Source organism: Elusimicrobiota bacterium (assembly GCA_026388155.1).
GTDB lineage: Bacteria > Elusimicrobiota > Elusimicrobia > Elusimicrobiales > UBA9959 > UBA9634.
The window spans coordinates 143635-163540 of the sequence record JAPLKI010000025.1 but is presented as its reverse complement, the minus strand read 5'-3'; the positions used below and the strand labels follow the sequence as shown (position 1 = coordinate 163540).

The following is a 19906-nucleotide window of genomic DNA, read 5'->3' as shown; positions in this document are numbered from 1 at the left end:
TAAGTTAATGTTTCGTTTTTTTAAAATCCCGGAGTTCAAAGATGAGCAAAATTGCCGCTATTGCGCTTTCCGCCCTCTTTCAGGCCGCGGGCCTTTCGGCCGCGGAAATAAAGATCGCATATCCCTATGAAGGCATGGCCCTGCCGAATGTGCCCAAAACTTTCGTGTTCGGCAGCGTAACGCCTTCAACCGCTCCTTTTTTTATAAACGGCTCGAAGATTGAAGTATATAAAAACGGCGGTTTTATCGCGTATGTGCCTGTCACCCCGGGGGATTTTTCCTTCAGGGGGGAATTGCTTGGCGGCGCCACCGCGGCTTATGAAAGAAAGGTCAAGGTCAAACCGGCCGAGCCGCCGCATCCTTCAAGCGGTACGCTTTACCTTAACATAATTTCGCCCGTTTCCGAGATGGAACTCTCACCGGGCGATTTTATAAATGTCCAGGCCGAGGGCACACCCTGCCGCGAGGCGGTTTTTTCCGCGGGAGATATCGTAAGCGGGGAGGCTCTCTCTGAAATACCGAAATGCTCCGGCAGGTATTTCGGCCTTTACGCGGTCCGGGATCTCGACGCCGGCAAAGACGGGGCTCTCAGCGCGCGTTTCAAGGCGGGCCTTTTCGCCCGAAGCGCGGAAACGGTTTTGAAAAAGCGCATAAAGATCTTGAAAGCTCCGCAGACGCTGGAAACCTCAACCGACACTGTGATACTGCGCAACGGGCTTGACACCGGCTATATGATGTTTCTGCCGCTTGGCGTAAAGCTGGTTTCAGACGGTAAAATAGGCGCCATGTGCAGAATCAGGCTTGCCCCCGGCGAAGCCGCCTGGGTGGAAGACAGCAGGGTCTCGCCCGCGCCGCGCGCCGTTTTCCCGCCGCAGACTGAAACCGGCGCCATAAAGCTGAAAAAAACCGAAACCGGGTCACAGGCCGCCATCTCGCTTTCCGACAAAGTTCCGTATTCGGCGGAAGAACTGGAAAACGGTCTGCGCATAACCCTTTATTACGCCAAGCAGCATACGAACTGGGTGGTTTACGATCCTTCCGATTCTTTTGTTAAAAATGTGGTTTTCCGCCAGACCGGCGAAAACAAGGTAACAATGGATTTTGAATTTGCCAAAGAGAAAGCGCTGTGGGGCTATGACATTTATTACGGCACCCGCGCCCTGATTGTCGATTTCAAACAGCCCGTTTCCGCGCCGGGGATCTGGCCAAAGCCCCTTGAGGGCGTTAAAATAGCGCTTGATCCCGGCCATTCCGCGAAACAGACCCCGCCTTACGACGGGGCCATAGGCCCGATGGGAACTTTTGAATATCAGGCAAACCTGGCCATAGCTTTAAAAACGCAGGAGGCCCTGTCGAATCTGGGCGCCCAGGTGTTCCTTACCAGGAAAGGCGATGAAACCGTACAGCTTGCCGACAGGCCTAAAATCGCCAGGGATTCCAAGGCCGATATTTTTATAAGCATTCACAATAACGCCATCGCCGACGGAGAAGACCCGTTCTCGCAGCCGAGGGGCTTTGCGGTTTACTATAATCAGCGCCACAGCCAGGCTTTAGGAAAAGCCATACACGACGCTTACTCCGGAAATATCCCGTTGCCCGATGAGGGCCTGCGGTATGGGGATTATTTAGTGGTCAGAATGACTTATATGCCGGCCGTGCTCATTGAAAATGTTTACATGATACTGCCGGAGCAGGAAGAGATGGTTTTTACCCAGGCTTTTCAGGAGAAGCTTGCCGCTTCAATAAGCTCAGGCGTGCTTGAATTTTTCGGCGTGACCCCGCGGCCGGGGACAACTACAAAATGAACGAAAACCGTCTTGAACTGCTTTCTAAATTCTCCGAAGGCCTTTTTGCCGAAGCCTCCGGCTCCAGCTACGCGTTATGGGATTTCCTGACGCGCGCGGGTGCTCCGATTCTGGGCTGCCACGCGGCCAGTTTTTTCGAAGCCGACGATGTGAAAAAAATACTGACTTTTAAAACCAGCATCGGCCCCGTTGGCGCGGATTTGCTGGGGGTGAGCTTTGCTTATCAGGGAGTGGCCGGCGAATGCGCGCGAAAGCGCCTGGCGGTGCTTGCGAACGACGCGGAAAACGATCCCCGTTTTACCAAAAAAGTGGATCAAAGCACGGGTTTTAAAACCAAATGCGCGCTGGCGGTTCCGGCGCTCGCCGGCGGAACTCTTCTGGGCGTGATGGAATTTATCAATTCCGCCTCGGGCGCTTTTTCAAACGACGACTTTCTGCTTGCCCAGGCCATAACCACATTAACCTCCCGCGAGGTTTACATAAAAAAGCTCGAGGCCACCATAAAACAGCTTAACCTTAGAGGTGAAAGCACCATAAACAACCTTTCAGGCGGTTTTATCGGAGCCGACATTCAAGGGCAGATAATATTCTTCAATCCCAAGGCCAAAGAAGTTTTTGAAACAGGAGAGGAGTATCTGGGCCGCAATATTATAACGCTTTCCCAGCTTTGCCCCGACCTCGTAAGCTCCATAGACGCGGTATTAAAGCAGAACAAAACCGTACGACGCCAGGAGTTTCAGTGCTTTGTAAACGGCAAAATAAAAGTAATAGGCTACAGTTCAATTAATATAAAAGGCGTGGACGGAGCCGTTATAGGCGCCGGGGTAATTTTCCAGGACATCACCAACCTCTAACCAGAATTCTTCGATACTTGCCCCGCTCTTTTAGCGCGGAACAAACTACCCGTGAGCTGGACATAAGTTTAAGGCCTGATCTGCTGAACCAAAAGGGCGGGGAGGCCGCCGGACGGTCAACTGAAGAATTCGGGTCAGATGCCGGCAGGCGGCAACCGGAAGGATTCCGGAATGAATCATAAGGGGAATAATTGAATGAGCATCCTGACAGGTGAACTGGTACGGCTAAGAGTGTTTTTGAGACCGTTTGCGGTGGCGAAATATCTGAAAAGCGCGCGGGACCCCAAACTGCACCTGGGCTGCGGCTCAAAGGTCGTGCCCGGCTGGCTTAACGCTGATAAGTTCAAATCAAACGCCGACATTTACCTGAATTTAAACGCAAGGCTCCCGTTCCGCGACAATGCGTTCACTGCCGTCTATAGCGAGCATACTCTTGAGCATATTCCGACGGACCATGTGCCGCATCTCCTGGCCGAATGCCGCCGCGTCCTCAAACCCGGAGGCATTCTAAGGCTTACCGTTCCCGACCTGGGTATTTACGCGGCGAAGTACGTGGCGGGGGAGCGCGCTTTTTTTGAGCCTATCATCCGCAAATACGCGGAAAACATGAAAAAAAACAGAAAGAAATACTGGCTGGTGAGAACTCCCGGAGGCGTATTCATGTCGCGCGTGGTGCAGAGATTCTACCACCACCGCTGGATGTATGATTTTGAGACGCTCAGCGGCTGTCTTGCGGAAATAGGGTTCTCAAAGGTTTTAAAGCAGTCTTGCGGAAAAAGTTTAAGACCGGATGTCGGGGCCATGGATGGCGAACACCGTTCCTTTGAGACGCTGTATGTTGAGGCCGTTAAGTAATGTCCGCTGAAAAGTCAGCGCCTCCCGGCCGCTGCGAGGGGAAATTCATCAATTTTTTATGAGCGAAGATCTTGATCCAGCCAATGTGCGGAGTATAGCCCTGATACTGATAGGCCGGCTGGGCGATTATTTAGTAACGACTCCGTTCCTCAGAGCCATGCGCGAAAGGTTCCCCAAAGCGCATATAGCGCTTTTAACGTCAACTAAAGCCAAAGAACCGGCGCTGCTGAATAAAAATTTATCAAAAACCTATATCTTCCACAATTGGCTGGACCTTGCGGCCGACATAAAAATGATCGGATTTTTCACAAAAAAATACGATGTCGCTATAGACTTGAATCCGGCTTATTCGCGCACCTCGCTGGGAATTATAGCGGCGCTTAAGTCCCCGGAAAAAATAACCTTTAAAAAAAAGGCTTTCTCAAAGGTATGCAGCCGGCTGATAGACAACGGCTCCGACGCGGAACATTTTTCAGGCAAATATGAGAGACTGGCCGCGCTTTTCGGGGCCGCTTGTCAGCGGCAAATGGAAATGGATATACCGTTTGGGGCGCTCAAAAAGGCCGATGAACTCCTGGCCGGCATCCTTGCCGAAGACGGGCGCGTAAATATCGCCATACATCCCGGAAACTTCAAAAAAACGGGACACCGCTGGCCCGAGGAAAAGTTCGTTGAATTCACAAAAAAACTGTTATCGGACCCGCGGTTGAATGTTTTTTACCTGATAGGGCCCGGCGAAGAGAAAATTTCCGATGCCAATATCCTTCGTTTCCTCCCCGCGGTTAAGCGCATTCAGCCGCGGCCGTTGGCGGAGGTGGCGGCAATACTCAAAAAAATCGATATTTTCGTATGCAATAACACGGGCACCCTGCATCTATGCGCCGCCGTGGGAACCCCGACCTTCTCCTTTAACACGCAATACAGCCTTCAACACTGGAAGCCAAAAGGTGAAAAGCATTTTCATATTGCCGGCACCTGGGGGTCTTGTCAGATGATCCCGGTTGAATCCGCCATAAGCGAATTTTACAAGTCCTTAAGCGCTCTTTCCCTGCTGAAGGACTGAATGAAACCCCGCCAGCCGGCGCAGCGATCTCTATGTTAGAAAAAACAGAACTGGACCTTAACCCTGAATTTTTGCGGGCGTTCGGGCTGATGGAAGACTCCGGCCCGAGCGTGTTCATCACCGGCAAGGCCGGCACAGGCAAATCCACTCTGCTTTCCTATTTCAGGGACAAAACCCTGAAAAATACGGTCGTACTCGCGCCAACGGGCGTGGCAGCCATTAACATCGGCGGCCAGACCATACATTCTTTTTTCGGCTTTAAGCCCGACATCACCGAAGAGCAGGCTGTTAAAATAGCGGTCAAACTGCGTAAAAGGGGAAAATCAAAACTTTATACCGAGCTAGACATACTTGTAATCGACGAAATTTCCATGGTACGGCCCGATCTGCTTGACTGCGCCGACGCTTTTCTGCGTGACATGCGGCACGATCCGTATGTCCCGTTCGGCGGCGTGAAGATGGTTTTTATAGGCGACCTTTACCAGCTGCCGCCGGTGGTGAAGTCCCAGGAGCGCGAACTGTTTTCGCGCATCTACGGAGGGCATTACTTTTTTGATTCCAAAGTGTTCAAGCAGCTGCGGCCTGAATTCGTGGAACTTCAAAAGATATACCGCCAGAAAGACGAGCGCTTTATAAAACTGCTCAACTCCGTAAGGAACAATTCTGCCGGTGAAACGGAACTTCGCGCGCTGAACGCAAGATATCAGCCTGATTTCGTTCCGCCCGAAGGAGGGTTGTTCGTTTATCTGACCCCCACTAACGACTCCGCCGCTGTGATCAATAGCGACAGGCTGGCCGCCCTGCCGGTAAAATCGCAGGTTTATACCGGCTCGATAGAGGGCGATTTTGACGGCCGGCTGCTTCCCACCGAAGAGGAACTTGAATTGAAATCCGGCGCCCAGATAATGCTTTTAAACAATGATACAATGGGCCGCTGGGTGAACGGTACCATGGGCAAGGTGATCGAACTTCTTCCGGACGGCGTTAAGGTGGCGCTTGACGACGGAGAAATCGAGGAGGTAAAACCTTTTACCTGGAATATGTTCAATTATCGCTATAACGAGGAACTGGAAAAAATCGAAACTGAAGCCGCAGGCGGGTTCACGCAGCTGCCGCTGAAGCTCGCCTGGGCCGTCACCATACATAAAAGCCAGGGCAAAACTTTTGACAGGCTGATACTTGACCTGGACCGAGGCCTTTTCGCCTCGGGCCAGCTTTACGTGGCCTTGAGCCGCTGCCGTTCGCTTGAGGGAATAATACTCAAAACCAGGATCCACAAGGCCCATATACGCTGCGATTGGCGTGTAGTGAAGTTCTTAACGGACTTCCAGTACAAAAAATCGGACGAGGAATTGCCGCTGGAAGAAAAGCTGGAGGTTTTGCGCGCAGCCATACGGCATGGCGGCAGCGTTGACATGATTTATCTGCGGGCCAACGGCGAGAAGTCAAACCGGCGCGTGAAGCCGCTTGAAATAGCCGAATGCGAATTTATGGGCAAAGCTTTTGAAGGTCTGAAAGCGCTCTGTTCGTTAAGGCACGAAGAGCGTGTTTTTAAAATAGACCGCATACTGGAATTGAAAGAAGTAAAAGGCTGAAGGCGGAAGGCAGGTTCACGGTTCCGGGTTCAGCGGTTCAAGGTTATTTTTTCCATGCTCTTCTTGTATTCATGATTTCCAACCGTTGAACCGCTGAACCATGAATCTGTGTAGTAACCTTTCTTAAAGGTAAGGAATTTATGGCTAAATATTTATTTCTGCTATTCGGCTTGACCGGCATGTTAGCTTTCGCCGATGATTTCAATGTTCCGATGCCGGTGCCAGGTCCGGCGAATAAGGTTTCTGCAATAAATCCCTCGGGGGCGGCTCCGGCTGTGCCCGTTTCCTGCTCCCGCAGCGTCACGGAGCGCGGCGCCGGCGGAGCGTATTTCAGAAAGCTTGTAAGCGCCCCCGCTTACAAAGCTATGGGCATAAAAGCGAAAGGGATTCTTCCGAAGGTGAATTTTGACGCGAAGCGCTATTATAAGCCGTCCGCTGGTCAGCCCGCCTGGCAGGAAGGCTCTTTGGACAGGCCGAGCGTTTATCTGGGCGCGTCAACCGGCCGCAGGGAGCTTGATTGCGGACTCAGCTGGGACAGGGTTTTTGACTCGAACGGCAATCCCATGTATACCGACCTCCCGGATATGTCGGACGGCAACAGGCCAGCCAGACGCTTTGTTATCGCAAAAAAATTCAACGATGTCGTGCTCAAGGACGCGAACGGGACGATAATTGCGGAGGGACAAGCGGCAATAGACAAGCTGCTTGCGGAGAAAAAACTTCAGCCCGATTTCGCTTTCAGGCCGTTCTGGCGCACCACAAATTCCGGCGGGACGGCCTGGAACAGCCCGCCTTACAATTCCCCCAAAAATAAATACTTTTATCCCGGCGAAAAAATAGACATGGCCCTTGAATTGAAGGCTAAGAATACTTTTATTCTTTCCGTCAAAGCCCCGGGCAGGGAGTTTAAAAGCGAATTCAGGCAGGACGGCTTTGACCCGGTTTCAAAACAATACAGCGCGTCTTTTAAAAGGGTGAATTCCATAGACCAGTTCCGCATGTTGAACGCTAAGCGCGCCGGCAACGAAGGCCGCCGCGTTATACGCACGGAGGCCAAAGCCCTTGGCGCCTCATGGGAAAGCGTCCGGCTTATACTGCCCGCCAATACATCCGGCGGGTCCGCCTATGGAGGACGGGGCAAGGAAGTTCCGATGACCGGGCGGTATTGTTCTGAGATACGTGGCGGCGATACCGCGCCCAATTATAAGAATATTTTCAGGATATCGGGCCAAAACGAGCGGGGCGGTGAAAGCCTGGATATAGTGCCGAAGTGAATAGTGAATAGCAAATGCAGGGGAGAAGGTGCGGCCATTCCCGTTTACCCGCTGGCTGTTTGGAGGCGGTGTTGGCGGAAACCTGCTACTTAAGCTCGCTCAGGTTCATGGGTATCCCTTTTGCTTTAAGCATGGCCACGAAGGCCGGTTTGTCCGTCGCCTTAATGTAAGCCTCCTCCGGCTCCACGACCTTGTCCAGCACGTATTTAAAAAGTGCGTCGTTGAACGTGGTCATGCCGTGTTTTTTACTGGTCTGCATAATGGAAGGGATCTGGTATATCTTCCCCTCGCGTATAAGGTTGGCTATCGCGCTGGTCACGAACAGAACTTCCATGGCGGCCACCCGCCCGCCATCTGTCTTTTTGCAGAGCGTCTGGGCGATAACTCCTTTCAGCGAGATGGACAGCATTGACCGTATCTGCGACTGCCTGTCGGCCGGGAACTGGTCTATTACGCGGTCTACCGTGGAAGCGGCAGTGGCGGTGTGAAGAGTCCCGAAAACCAGGTGTCCCGTCTCCGCCGTCTCTATGGCGATGGCAATGGTCTCAAGGTCGCGCATTTCGCCCACCAGTATTATATCCGGGTCCTCGCGCAGCGCGGCGCGCAGGGCCTGTGCGAAAGACCGTGTGTGCACGTGCACCTCGCGCTGGTTTATAAGGCAATTCTTCTTATGATGCACGAACTCAATGGGGTCCTCTATGGTTATGATATGCGCCTTGCGGTGGCGGTTTATATAGTCCACCATCGCGCAGAGGGTGGTGGACTTGCCTGACCCGGTGGGCCCGGTCACCAGCACCAGCCCCTTAGTGAGAAAGCAGAGGTCGAGTATTTCCCTGGGCAATCCGAGCTTTTCAGCCGTAAATATCTCTGTCGGGACCTGCCGGAAGACCGCCCCCATGCCGTAACTGTCCATGAAAACATTCACGCGGAAACGGGCTAGGCCGGCTATTTCATAGGCAAAATCGGTATCGCGTATTTCTTCGAATTGCGCCGCGTTATGGGCGGGCATGATAGCGCCGAGCAGAGCGCTCACACGGTCAGTTCTCACTATCGGCTCGTCATAGAGCTCTTTCATATCGCCGTTAACACGTACTATAGGCAGGTGGCAGGAGGTAAGATGCAGGTCCGAAGCGCCCAGCGTGAACATCTTGCGCAGCAGGGCGTTTATCTCCGGCTCAGCCGCGGCAGGCGCAGCGGAGGGCTGGCGCGTTTCCTCCTTCCAGTCGCGGCTCCCGATCAAAGTTATTCTTACGGCCAGCTGTTCACCCTCAGGGGAGCAGACGACCTGTACCATTTTCGCGCCGCAGGCATATTCAAATTTTACCGGTTTCAGTTGAGCGAGCCAGTCGCAGCTGTCGGCCGGCCCTATTTCCTGTATAAAGCCCATAAGCTGGGAAAGCGACAGCTTATGGCTAAGCATGGGAGAGGAACCTGTCTCGCTTTTAAGGACCGGCAACTTGCCGGACTCAAGGATAATCTCCTGACCGGTCTGAATTTTTTCTATAAGGGACTTCGCTGTTTCCTGCGGGTAAATTTGCATAGTTTTGGGAATCTGGAAGGAATAAAGTGATTGCCTTTAAGCGGAGATACTCCCTATCCGGACAAAAATCCGTTATTTATGTTTCTCTTAACATGATCATTGTACTACATTTTAAAAATCCCGCTTCTGAAACGATGCCGCCGTTCTATCCGGTAAATATAAAGTATCATGCCGGCTATCGAGATGTTTGAAAGTAAAAAAAGAAAAACAAACACTTTCGGGAAATATCTGAACTCGATCTCGTACGAACCGGCATGGGGTAAAAATACGGCCTTGAAATTGCAATTCGCGAGATACACGGTGTCTTTTACGCCGTTGATCTTTACCCGCCAGTTTTTGTCGTACGCGTCGGCATAATATACGACGCCCGGCCCGGCCGCCTCCACCTTGAATCGCAACACGTTGGGGTCGAAATACTCCACCGTATAAGCGCGCTTGGTCCCTGCAGCCACCGGCCCGGCGGCTTTCGCTATTTCTTCCGCTTTTGCGCTGTCGGGAACCAGCAGGAAATCCCTGCCGGGATCGGCTTTTAACGCGGCGGCCATCTCGCCGCTGCTGCGGACAACGGCGAAATTCAGGTCCGTTCTTATCATATCATCCGTCATTCCATACTTTAGTTTTTTATTCCCGATATCCAGGAGTCTGTCGCAAAGCTCCTGATTTTTCAGCATTAAAAAACTGTTCCATGGGTAATAGGTGGCGGTTCTGGTTATCAAAGGCAGGCTGAAGCCCCAGCACTCAAATTTTTGTTTCCGGTGAAGGCTTCTCTTCGCGTAGAAGATATAGCCCAGGTCCCGTGTCCCGTCAAAAACGCTTTCTGAACCGTAAAAGACGCGCTGCACCTCGCGGATGTGTTTAAAGGATAGAAGATAGTGCGCGCCGATTTCCAGCGAGATCAATCCGCAGCTCAGGCCGATCAGGATGTTTTTGCGCTTCGCGGCGGCCGTGAAATAAAGTTTCGCCGCCAGGAGAGCGACAAACGACGCGGGGATGAGAATATTCGCGCACTTATATCCGAACCAGAGATATAACGCGGCCGCCGCGACAGCGCCCGCCTTCGCCTTATATTGAGTAGAGGCCGCAAAGCGTTCGATCCCGATAGAGACGAACAACATATAAAATATGATCAGCGTGTCGTATATCACGCCCCAGTACATGATCTTTCTCAGGAACGGGAAGAGCAGCACGTAATACAGAATAAGGAACGGAGAGGTTTGCATCGCGCAGACCGAACCCGCGAATAACAGCGTGGCGATGTGGGGGAGATACTTTTTGAAGGACCCCGGCCCCGCGACACCGTAGAGGAAAAAGAAAAGACTGAGAGGCCCGGTATAGAACAGGGAAACACCCGGCAGAAAACAGGCCAGCCGCCGGAATCCCCAGGGACCCTGCTTGGCGTTTAAAAACTGGGCGAATGAGATATTTTCCAGGTCTCTGCCGATCCGGGTGAATTTCGGCAATTCTATCCGGTAGACGTAAAACTTATACAGCAAAGCGGCCGCAGCCATTACCAGAAAGGCCAGTATAACTCCTTTATTCGCCGTCAGGGAATCAAGCAGCCGCGATTTGCCCTCCTTAGTCGCAGCCGAGATAAGCGCCGCGGCATAAGTGAGCAGGATAAGGGAGATCGGGACGGCATAGGCTCCCGCATGGCAAATGAAGAGGACATAGTAAAAAATAAGCCGGAGCAGGACTCCGGGTTCGCCGCCGTCTATATATCTGCAAGTGTAATACAGGCAGAAAGGCACAAAAGTGTAGATTTGAAGAGGCGTTATATAAAGCCCGAAATTATCGTGTGCGGCGGCGTAAGCGAAACAGGCGGCAAAGGCGATAAAAAGCGGGATGGTTTTGTTTTTTGTTTCTGAAAAATAGCCGTAAAATTTATAGAGCCCGGCGGTAAACACGGTCATGTAGACGAAGAGTATGAATTTCACCGCGTGATTGATATTGAAGCGGATAAAGAACCACGCCAATTTCAGCGCCAGGGCGCTTATCGTGTGTATGGGGGAATACTGCACAAAAAGAGAGTGGATAATAAAAGGCTGACCGTTATTGTTAAAAGGGTCCCATAAAGGCAGGGTCCCGTTAAGTATGCTCGCGACATAATACTGGAGCATGAAAAAATCTTCCAGCGGTTCCCCGGTCGTATGGTAATTGAAAAAGGTTATGTGGGAAAAGATCAGGGCGTATGCCGCGAAAATACCCGCAAGGAAAAGGATCTTGTTCCGAATAGCCGTTTTCATCCGTGTCGCTCCTGGATTACCGGTTAATTTTATCAGTTTTACCGCGCGATTGGGACACAGCCCCCTGCGCTTGCAGGAGAAGGCCGCGAGCATAACCCAGGCCGTCTGATGAGCATAGCCCCGCCCTTTTGGGCTGAACGTTATAATCCAAAAGAGCGGGGCATAGCTCCTGATACGGCATTGGCATAGCCTGACCGCATTCGGGACGGCGGAACCGCACCACGGCGTAGCGCATAACGCCGCACTCCGCGAACCTTTCAAGAGCGGTTATCATAGCGGGACGGGGTGCGAATCGGACGGGGTTTTCAGCCGTTCTTCAAATTCCGGCGGAATTTATGGGCCGGATCCTTCACAATGCACAAAGGCCGGGGCTGCTTCCAGCCTCTACTGTTTCTCACCTCTGAAAAGGCGGGAGTGGATTGAAATGGAAAATCCTCTGCCCCTCTATCCTATCCCCTTCTTCGGGCAGAGGGCGGTCAGGGGACATTTCCCGCACAGCGGTTTGCGGGCATCGCAAACGGCGCGGCCATGCATAACCAAAGCGTGGGCGAACCATATCCAGTCTGATTTGGGGATTCGGGCCATCAGGTCCCGTTCTATTTTTACCGGGTCTGTTTCTTTTGTGAAATCCAAACGGAAAGCCAGCCGTTTTACATGGGTGTCCACCACCACGCCTTCCGCTATGCCGTAGGCCGAGCCCAGAACCACATTGGCGGTTTTTCGCGCCACGCCGCGCAGCGTAAGCAGTTTTTCCATGTCGGCGGGAACTTTGCCGCCGAAATCTTCGGCCACGCCGCGCGCGGCTTCTTTAATTGAGAGCGCTTTTGAATGGTAAAAACCGGTGGAGCGTATAAGCGTTTCCAACGCGCTTAAAGGGGCGGCCGCCATTTCAGCCGGTCCGGAATATTTTTTGAACAGTTCCGGCGTTACCATGTTCACGCGTTCGTCGGTGCACTGGGCTGAAAGGATGGTGGCTATCAGCAGTTCAAAAGGGCTTTTGTGGCTGAGCGAGCAGCCGGCTTTGGGGTAAGATGTTTTTAGAATTTTAATTATTTCGACTGTGTTTTTGTTCATAAAGTTAGCAGACAAAGAGGCATAGACGCGTAGATGCGTGGTATGCTGGCCGCATTGCTATACATCTGTATTGCTATGCGTCTAAATTGCTATGCATCTAAAGTATAAAATCCGTTGACAAAAATTTTGACTTGCGGTTGCGCAGTATATCGCGGATAAGTTTTTTGTTGGTGTCCGAATCCTTGGCCGCCACCAGCGTCCTTATTGAAAATACCCGCAGGGCGTCGGACACGGAAAGAGTGCCTTCGGCCGAGTCTTTCCTGCCGGTGAACGGAAAAATGTCCGGCCCGCGCTGGCATTGGCTGTTTATATTCACGCGGCAGACCTGGTTCACCAAAGTGTCCAGCATCGGGGCGATTTTATCCGTGTCCCGCCCGAAAACGCTTACCTGCTGGCCGAAATCCGAGTCCACCACATATTTCAGCGGCTCTTTTATATCGTCAAAAGGCGCCACGGGTATTACCGGCCCGAACTGCTCCTCCCGCCACAGACGCATTTTTTCATTGACCGGGTAGACTACGGCCGGGTAGACAAAATTGCCGTTTACGAGCCCCCCGCTTTCGTTTATTACTTCGGCGCCGCGCTGTTTGGCGTCGGCTATTACTTCGGCCAGGTAGGATATCTTGTCGTCTTCCGGCAGGGGGGTGATCTTAACTTTTGGTTCCCAGGGCATGCCCAATTTCATATTTTCTATGGCGGTTACCAGTTTTTCAATAAATTCGCTTTGCACGGAGCGGTGGACGAACAGTATTTTAAGAGCGGTGCAGCGCTGGCCGTTGTAGGAAAGCGCGCCGGTCAGGCTTTCGCTTACCGCCAGGTCAATGTCGGCGTCGGGCAGTATTATGCCGGCGTTCTTGGCGTCAAGACCCAGCACGCAGCGCAGGCGGTGAGGCTTGGGGTGCTGTTGTTTTAAAATGTCGGCCACTTTACTTGAGCCGATAAACGCCAGCACATTCACTTCGCCCGTTTTCATTATGGGGCCGATTATCTTTCTGCCCTCGCCGTAAAGCGTGTTCACCACGCCTTTGGGGAAAGAGTCGCGGAAAGCCTCAAGCAGCGGGCGGTGCAGCAGCACGCCGTATTTTGGCGGTTTGAAAACTACGGTATTGCCCATAAGTATTGCGGGTATCAGGGTTGTGAATGTTTCGTTAAGCGGATAGTTGTAGGGGCCCATGCAGAGCGCCACGCCGAGCGGCGCGCGCTTTATCTGCGCTATCACCCCCTGCGCTATGGACAGGCGCGAAGCGGTCCGGTCCAGGTCTTTCAGCGCGTTTACGGTGTCAATGACGTATTCCACCGTGCGGTCAAATTCTTTTTGGGAGTCTTCAAGGGATTTTCCTATTTCCCACATAAGCAGGTTTACCACTTCGGTCCGCTTTTCCTTCATGCGGTAGACAAACTCTTCCATGTGCGCCGCGCGCGCTTCCACCGAAAGCGTCGGCCAGCACCCCTTGCCTTCGTCATAGGCATTAACGGCTGCGTCAAGCGCCGCAAGGGCCTCTTTTTCCGTCATCAGCGGGTATGAGCCCAGGCGTTTGCGCTTCAGGCCATTTTTGCCCTGCAGGCTTACGGGCGATAATACTTCGTGAACCGGCCCCCGCCAGGCCCTGATCTTTCCGTCGATCAGGTAATCTCTCTGCTCAAGCGGCGCGATCCTTGCTTCCTTCGGAATGTCGCTCTCCGCAGGGAAGATGTTTTTAACTTTGTCAGATATTGTCATAAATTGTTACTGCCAGTAGACAGAATTCAGTAGTCAGAATTCCGACTTCTAACTTCTAACTCCTGCCCTACTTTATCACCGTTTTAAAAAATATCTTTTTGCCGTTTACCAGCGCCCCGTTCTTTATTTTTGCGAAATCCAGGCCGAACTTTTCAAGGAAGGAAACTTCCCTCACGGACCCGGTGTCCTGCGTGGCCTCTATCAGGCGGCCGTTCCCGGCGTAAAGCATTACATGGCTTATGTTTTTCGGCTTGTCCTTTTCAGAGGAAAAAATAAGGTCGGCAATTTTGAGGTCTTCGCGTGAAACTGATTTTCCGCGATTGAACTGGTCGGAGGCGTTTCTTGGAAGGGCCACTCCCCAGGCCCGGTAGGCGAGGTTTACAAGGCCGGAGCAGTCTATGCCCCAGGCCGAGCGCCCGCCCCAGTAATAGTCATCCTTAAGAAAAAGCTTCGCGGCGGAGAGTATATTCCTGCGCAGTTCCGGCGCCGCGGCCTTCAAAGGCAGCCGGTTTATGTCTTTCTCGCTTATTTCGCCCGTCAGGGAGTCGGCCGTTAATATTTCCAGTTTTCCTGATTTCCTGCCTGTGATTTTAACTTCAGTGCCGAGCGAGAGGGTTTTGCTGTCTCCATCGGACGTCGCGGCCGATCTTTTAACCTTTATCACGGCGTCGGCTTCGAACGGGGGGGAAAAAGCCAGGTCTTCAAGTTTTACCCAGCCGGAGTAGGGTTTAAGGTCTTTTCCGCCTGCCGACGTGGTTTTCTGGTCGCCGGCCTCTATTTTAGCCCATTGGCCCTGCGCCTCAAGGATGTCCGCGGGCTCCCCCATTAAAAGCTGCGTTTCAATTAATTTTTTACGCTCTTCCGCATTCGCCGGGGGCATGGAGAACATTTCAGTGTAAGGGGTTTTGACCGCTAAAAAAGAGTTAAGGCTGTTGGCCACGGCGTAAGCGGTGCCGTATTTGTTTTTCAGCCAGGCGCGGGCGAATTCTTTGCGGTTATAAATCCGCTCCACGGTTTTTTCTTCGGGGGCGGCGGGGTCGTTCGCCAGCACATCGCCTTTGGCGTCAAAGCCTTTTATGACCAGCAGATGGCCTTTTGTTTTTTTCAGCGGTGAGTTCCTGACTTCATCGGGGCCGAAGGTGACGCTTGCTATTAGCGTAAGTCCGCGCGAAAGATAGGCCTCGGCTTCGGACATGGAATTAAGTCTTGTCAGAAAGGCGTAAAGCCCTTTGGAACCGGCATAGGCGGTGTTAAAGCCCCAGTTACCGTATATGATTTCCTGGCTGTCCAGCACCGCTGAGGCGGTTTCAAGCGGAAGCACTTTTTGCCCGTAATAATTCATAACCATGGCAAGGGACACCGGACTGCATATGTCGCCTGAGTAGTTTACCTGCTGGAGCATTTGCGAATAACAGGGGACGGTAAGTTTAAGCTGTTTCGCGTCACTGCCTTTTTTTATGGCGGCTGACTCGTCAAAAGGCAGGGTGGTGTCGGTGTAAGCGGCTGAAACCAGCCTTAAAGCGGCGCCGTCCTCTTTGGAGATTAGCGTGAAGCGGTAGCGCAGGGCAAAAGCTTTTGTTTTGAGCTTTAAGATGTCCACTTCCATTTTACCGAATTCATTTTCCTGGCCTTTCACGCTGGCGGAGCCGCCGGAGCGGAACAGCCCGAAATCAAACCAGGGGCTCCAGCCGTCCGCGGTTTTCACTCTGGCTTCAAGGCGCGAGGCGCCGTCAACGCCCAGATCGGCGTTGGCGCTCATCAGCAGCTCGTTAAAAGGGAAGGCGGTCTTTATTTCCCGCGAAACTAAAAAGGCCTCCGGGGTTTGAGAGCTTTTCTTTACAAGCCGGAAAAGCCCGTCTTTCAATTCGGGTTCAGCCAGACCATTAAGTTCGGCTCCGGAAAAATCCGCCGGCAGGAAATGGACCAGGGTGAAAGAGCGAAAAGCTGAACTGGACGGATTTTGGGCTTTTATTTGCGCTGTCATGGAGATAAGGATCAATACCGGCAATATTTTTTTCAACACACAGGCTTTCCGGGACGCGTTAACTTAGATTTGCAGATTGATAAAGTCTATGTTATCAAAAAAAGCGGGTTTTCAGAAATTTAAACGCGGCTGCAAAGCGGTTTCCCCTTACTGAATTATTCTCCGACATGGATCGTCCGGGTGGCAATGATCCGGCCCGCGGTTTCGTAAAAGGCCACGATCTTCCCATCCAGAACAATGATGGGTGTATGGTTATCCCCAACCTTCTGATCCTCCACCAGAACGCGGCCAAGCGATTGGAAATTCCGGGCCGGGTCAAACGCTTCCACATAGACCATACCCTGATCTATATCCGTTGTATAAGAAACAAAGAGGATGCCATTCAGGAGCCTGGAGGATTTGGGGGCCGTGGAAAATTCTCCTTGACGTCCAGCCAAAAGCACGGCCTGACCCGCTGTCGCGCTCAGATCGTTCGTCAACGGGATCGCATAGATTACAGACCGGCTCCCCGGGCCAAGGGAGATGCCGGCAATGAGATACACGCGGTTCTTGATCACAACGAGCGAGTTCTGGGACAGATGCCAACGCTTCTTGAAAACGGTCTTAAGATCCAGAACCTTCTCCCCGACTTTTCGCATGGCGTCATTAAAGACCATGACCCTGGCCCGGTCAGCGAGGTTGAATCGGGTCAGGACGTAATATTTCCCGTTGAAAAAGATGGGCGACGGGTCGTCCACGGCCTGAGTGCCTATGACCTTTTCCCTGTTGAAATGATGAAGCATCATCGGGAACAGGGGACAGCCGAACGCCACATCCCTGCCCTGCGATAAAAGACGTGATCCGCCCTTCCCTGCCGCATAAAGACCAAGGTTCAGGGAATTTGTATCGCATTTCTCTGTAATCTCAAAGTTGATAACTCTTTCAAAAGCATAAAACAGCCTGCCCTTAACGGGAGCTGTGCGGATATCGGTCACACGTGACCCGCCGGACGTTGCGGAAAAAAGCCGCTTAGGCGGCTCGACCATCTTCAGCTTGTGGTCGAGGACCGCTCTCTTGATCGTGCCCTCGTCATTGTAAAGAAGATACACCTTGTTCCCGATGACTTCGGCCTCGGGCCGATAACCTCTGAGAACGGCGCCGGAGGTATCTTTCACCGGGACAGCCTCCTCGATATTCATGCTCCCAAAATCCCGGGCAATTGCCGCAGGAGGCGTCACCGCCCCCGCGATGGCAAAACTGGCCAGGAACAAAAAAAACATTCGAGTCCGCGACATACGTCCCCCTCTTTTGAGAGTGAAAAGCTGATCAAGAATCTGTGGGTATTATGCTATTTGCCGGATAAAAAGACAAGTCCCCGTGACGGCATCCCGCCCTTTTGGTTCCAATGCACATCCACAAGAGCGGGGCAAGTATTGTATCATAGATAAAATGGTCGGTAGGGAGCGCTTTTTAAAAATTCTTTTAGGAAGCCAGGGCGTCGGAGGCTGGGGGATTTTACGATAACGGCTCTTATGTTCGCCACAAAATAAATGATTTTTAACTTAAAAAGATCACGCGGCGCGGTATCGGCGTTTTTTTGCGCTTTTACGCTGGTTTTTTATTCCGGTGTAAATGCGCGCGCGGCGGAACCGGAGATAAGTAGTTTTCCCGGAGATGTTCTCAAAGAAACGGGCAGGGTTTTTACCTCGCCGGCGCGGATGAGCCCGGCTGACGGCTACTGGCTGGCCGGACTTGCCGGCGGCGGGCTTTTGATCTATTCAATGGACGGGCAGATAAGACACGCTTTTAAAAAAAACAAATCTTCGTTCAATGACAGCGCGGCCAATACGCTTGAAAAATTAGGCAACGGCGCTTATGACCTGGGATTTCTTGGGGTTTATGGGGCGGCGGGTTGTCTTTTGAAAAAACCCGAAATGACCGGCACGGCAATGCTTGCGGCCGAGTCTTTCGCGGCTGCCAATGCCGCCGGCACGGTTGTTAAAGTAATGGCCGGGCGCGCGCGGCCATATGCCGGGGAGGGGAAAGGCGGTTTTACGCCTTTTCACGCCAAAACCGCTTATACTTCATTCCCGTCGGGCCACGCCACAAGCGCTTTCTCGGTGGCTTCAGTAATAGCCGCCCGCTATGAGAGTACGGCGGTCGGCATTATCGCTTACTCTTTGGCCTCCGGCGTGGCCATGCAGCGGATATACGCGGACAAGCACTGGGCCTCGGATGTTTTTGCGGGGGCGGCGTTGGGTACTGTGGTGGGCAGGGCCGTGGTTAAAAACGCCAAAACCAAAAAAGAAAAAACCGCTTACTTGCTGCCTGTGTTCGCGCCCGGCTACAGCGGCGCTCTGGCGGTTTTCAGTTTTTGAAAGGTTCCTGGTGTATGGTTACCCTGGCTACGCCGGGCATTTTGGCCCGCAGATGGCCTTCAAGCCTTTCAGCCAGGTTGTGAGCCTCATTCAGCGGCGCTTTCGCGGGCAGGGCCAGGTGCAGGGATATTAAAAGCCCTCCTTCGGTCCGCCTGACGCGGATGTGATGAGGGCGTATTCCTTCGGGCAGGGGAAAATCTTCAAGCGCCGCCGCCGCTGAAGCCGTGTCCGCTGTTTCAGCCGCGTCCGGTTTTGGCGCTTCACCTGCCGGCTCAAGGTGGGTGGTTATTTCAATCAGGCCGTGTCCGGCAGCTTTCAGTTCCTGTTCAAAAATCTCAGCTTTGCGGTGGGCCTCTTCAACGGTAAGGGCGCCTTCCACTTCAAGGTGCAGTTCCACCGCGCGCCTCCCGTCCTCTTCGTAAATCCTTATATTGTGCGCTCCCAGTCCGTGTTTTTCGGCAAGAGCTCTTACGGATGACGGCAGGTCCGGGTCAGAGTCATGGCAGGGCTCAACATGCACCACTACGTCCGCCTGGGGGATAGCCTCTTTAACCGAGGCCTCGGCCATGTCCGCTATATGATGCGATTTTTCAAAGGTGGTGCCGTGTTGTACTGACAGCGTTACATCCGCGAAGATTTCAGGTCCGGAACGTCTTACCCTGGTTTTCAGCACTTCGGCAACTCCGGCCACCCTGGCCGCCGAGGCTACTTTTTCGCGCAGGCCGCCCGGGATGGCGTCAATAAGGTCGTCCACGGATTTTTTGCCGAGCACCCAGCAGGCGTGCACCACGATTATTGCCACGCCGAGTGCCGCTATCGAGTCCGCCTTTACCATCCAGGGCAGATTAAAGCGGTTGGCGGCCAGCACACAGCCAAGGCCTGCCAGCACAACGTAAGAAGACCAGATATCGCTTTCAAAATGCAGCGCGTCGGCCTCCAGCGCCTGGCTGCCCCATTTTTCAGCGGTGTGCCGCAGCGCGCGGGCCCTGGAAATGTTAATGATGATGGAAAGGATTATCACAAGGAAAGACCAGATGTTCACCGTCACCGGCGTGTCCACGAAGAACAGCCTTTTAGCCGCCTCCCGTACTATCCACACGCAGGTGGCCAAAAGCAGGATGGTTTCGAACAGGGCTGAAAGATTTTCCACTTTGCCGTGGCCGTAGGCGTGGTCGGCGTCGGCGGGGCGGCTTGAGACGCGCACCGCCCAATATGTGACCAGGGCGGCAAGCAGGTCAAGGCCGGAATGCGCGGCCTCGGACAGTATGCCAAGGCTGTTGGTCCAAAGGCCTATTACCAGTTTGGTGCCGACAAGCGCCACGGCGGCGCCGACCGAAGACAGCGCCACGGATTTTTTTTCTTTATTGGCCTGCGCGGAATTGTGTCCGTGCGGCTGGATGTTTTCATTCATAATCTAAAACTAACTCCCGGTTTTATTTTCGGTCCGCGGTACTATAAAAAAACCACGGGACTTTTTCAAGAGTCCCGCGGTTTACCCCGCTGCCTTAAGGCCCGGCCGCGCCCTAGAGTTCCGTCCTAAAG

At 52.9% G+C, this 19906-nt stretch carries 14 protein-coding genes; 7 read left to right on the top strand and 7 right to left on the bottom strand.

The annotated features are described in order from the left end of the window. The first annotated feature begins 41 nt into the window (after nucleotides 1-41). From NTX59_12980 to NTX59_12955, 6 genes are all read left to right on the top strand, one after another. A complete protein-coding gene (locus NTX59_12980) occupies nucleotides 42-1805 on the top strand; it encodes an N-acetylmuramoyl-L-alanine amidase (protein ID MCX5786588.1) in 1764 nt (587 codons plus the stop codon). Beyond that, nucleotides 1802-2659 carry a GAF domain-containing protein gene (locus NTX59_12975; GenBank protein MCX5786587.1) on the top strand — a complete coding sequence of 286 codons (858 nt, stop codon included), beginning with the start codon at nucleotides 1802-1804 and terminating at the stop codon, nucleotides 2657-2659. Before NTX59_12980 ends, NTX59_12975 begins: the two co-directional genes overlap by 4 nt. 195 nt (nucleotides 2660-2854) lie before the next feature. Then, nucleotides 2855-3514 (top strand): methyltransferase domain-containing protein, encoded by a 660-nt coding sequence (locus tag NTX59_12970; GenBank protein MCX5786586.1) that lies wholly within the window; start codon nucleotides 2855-2857, stop codon nucleotides 3512-3514. 58 nt (nucleotides 3515-3572) lie between these two features. Further along, nucleotides 3573-4577 carry a hypothetical protein gene (locus NTX59_12965; protein MCX5786585.1) on the top strand — a complete coding sequence of 335 codons (1005 nt, stop codon included), beginning with the start codon at nucleotides 3573-3575 and terminating at the stop codon, nucleotides 4575-4577. Nucleotides 4578-4609: 32 nt separating this feature from the next. Beyond that, complete coding sequence (locus tag NTX59_12960; protein MCX5786584.1) at nucleotides 4610-6172, top strand: AAA family ATPase; 1563 nt, start codon at nucleotides 4610-4612, stop codon at nucleotides 6170-6172. Between the two features lie 140 nt (nucleotides 6173-6312). Further along, complete coding sequence (locus NTX59_12955) at nucleotides 6313-7446, top strand: hypothetical protein (protein MCX5786583.1); 1134 nt, start codon at nucleotides 6313-6315, stop codon at nucleotides 7444-7446. 85 nt (nucleotides 7447-7531) lie between these two features. Here NTX59_12955 and NTX59_12950 read toward each other — a convergent pair whose 3' ends face one another. From NTX59_12950 to NTX59_12925, 6 genes are all read right to left on the bottom strand, one after another. After that, nucleotides 7532-8986, bottom strand: a complete 1455-nt coding sequence (locus NTX59_12950; protein MCX5786582.1) for a type IV pilus twitching motility protein PilT — start codon at nucleotides 8984-8986, stop codon at nucleotides 7532-7534. A gap of 104 nt (nucleotides 8987-9090) precedes the next feature. Next, complete coding sequence (locus NTX59_12945) at nucleotides 9091-11229, bottom strand: hypothetical protein (protein ID MCX5786581.1); 2139 nt, start codon at nucleotides 11227-11229, stop codon at nucleotides 9091-9093. Nucleotides 11230-11673: 444 nt separating this feature from the next. Next, a complete protein-coding gene (gene nth, locus NTX59_12940) occupies nucleotides 11674-12303 on the bottom strand; it encodes an endonuclease III (protein ID MCX5786580.1) in 630 nt (209 codons plus the stop codon). Between the two features lie 97 nt (nucleotides 12304-12400). Next, nucleotides 12401-14023, bottom strand: a complete 1623-nt coding sequence (locus tag NTX59_12935) for an NADP-dependent glyceraldehyde-3-phosphate dehydrogenase (GenBank protein MCX5786579.1) — start codon at nucleotides 14021-14023, stop codon at nucleotides 12401-12403. Nucleotides 14024-14090: 67 nt separating this feature from the next. Continuing rightward, nucleotides 14091-16046, bottom strand: coding sequence for an NlpC/P60 family protein (locus NTX59_12930; GenBank protein ID MCX5786578.1), 1956 nt, complete (start codon nucleotides 16044-16046; stop codon nucleotides 14091-14093). Between the two features lie 116 nt (nucleotides 16047-16162). Further along, entirely contained in the window at nucleotides 16163-17281 is a 1119-nt protein-coding gene (locus NTX59_12925) for a hypothetical protein (GenBank protein MCX5786577.1), read from the bottom strand. 255 nt (nucleotides 17282-17536) lie between these two features. On the opposite strand from NTX59_12925, the gene NTX59_12920 reads away from it, so the two are divergent. Further along, the gene (locus NTX59_12920; GenBank protein MCX5786576.1) at nucleotides 17537-18364 is read left to right on the top strand and encodes a phosphatase PAP2 family protein; all 828 of its coding nucleotides are present in this window, start codon (nucleotides 17537-17539) and stop codon (nucleotides 18362-18364) included. Here NTX59_12920 and NTX59_12915 read toward each other — a convergent pair. Further along, on the bottom strand, nucleotides 18354-19775 hold the full coding sequence (locus tag NTX59_12915; protein ID MCX5786575.1) for a cation-efflux pump: 1422 nt from the start codon (nucleotides 19773-19775) through the stop codon (nucleotides 18354-18356). The genes NTX59_12920 and NTX59_12915 overlap by 11 nt on opposite strands. Between the last annotated feature and the right edge of the window lie 131 nt (nucleotides 19776-19906).

Coding starts and splice junctions, on each gene's coding strand:
- NTX59_12980 (MCX5786588.1), top strand. CDS start 42: ATGAGCAAAATTGCCGCTATTGCGCTTTCCGCCCTCTTTCAGGCCGCG.
- NTX59_12975 (MCX5786587.1), top strand. CDS start 1,802: ATGAACGAAAACCGTCTTGAACTGCTTTCTAAATTCTCCGAAGGCCTT.
- NTX59_12970 (MCX5786586.1), top strand. CDS start 2,855: ATGAGCATCCTGACAGGTGAACTGGTACGGCTAAGAGTGTTTTTGAGA.
- NTX59_12965 (MCX5786585.1), top strand. CDS start 3,573: ATGAGCGAAGATCTTGATCCAGCCAATGTGCGGAGTATAGCCCTGATA.
- NTX59_12960 (MCX5786584.1), top strand. CDS start 4,610: ATGTTAGAAAAAACAGAACTGGACCTTAACCCTGAATTTTTGCGGGCG.
- NTX59_12955 (MCX5786583.1), top strand. CDS start 6,313: ATGGCTAAATATTTATTTCTGCTATTCGGCTTGACCGGCATGTTAGCT.
- NTX59_12950 (MCX5786582.1), bottom strand. CDS start 8,986: ATGCAAATTTACCCGCAGGAAACAGCGAAGTCCCTTATAGAAAAAATT.
- NTX59_12945 (MCX5786581.1), bottom strand. CDS start 11,229: ATGAAAACGGCTATTCGGAACAAGATCCTTTTCCTTGCGGGTATTTTC.
- nth (MCX5786580.1), bottom strand. CDS start 12,303: ATGAACAAAAACACAGTCGAAATAATTAAAATTCTAAAAACATCTTAC.
- NTX59_12935 (MCX5786579.1), bottom strand. CDS start 14,023: ATGACAATATCTGACAAAGTTAAAAACATCTTCCCTGCGGAGAGCGAC.
- NTX59_12925 (MCX5786577.1), bottom strand. CDS start 17,281: ATGTCGCGGACTCGAATGTTTTTTTTGTTCCTGGCCAGTTTTGCCATC.
- NTX59_12920 (MCX5786576.1), top strand. CDS start 17,537: ATGATTTTTAACTTAAAAAGATCACGCGGCGCGGTATCGGCGTTTTTT.
- NTX59_12915 (MCX5786575.1), bottom strand. CDS start 19,775: ATGAATGAAAACATCCAGCCGCACGGACACAATTCCGCGCAGGCCAAT.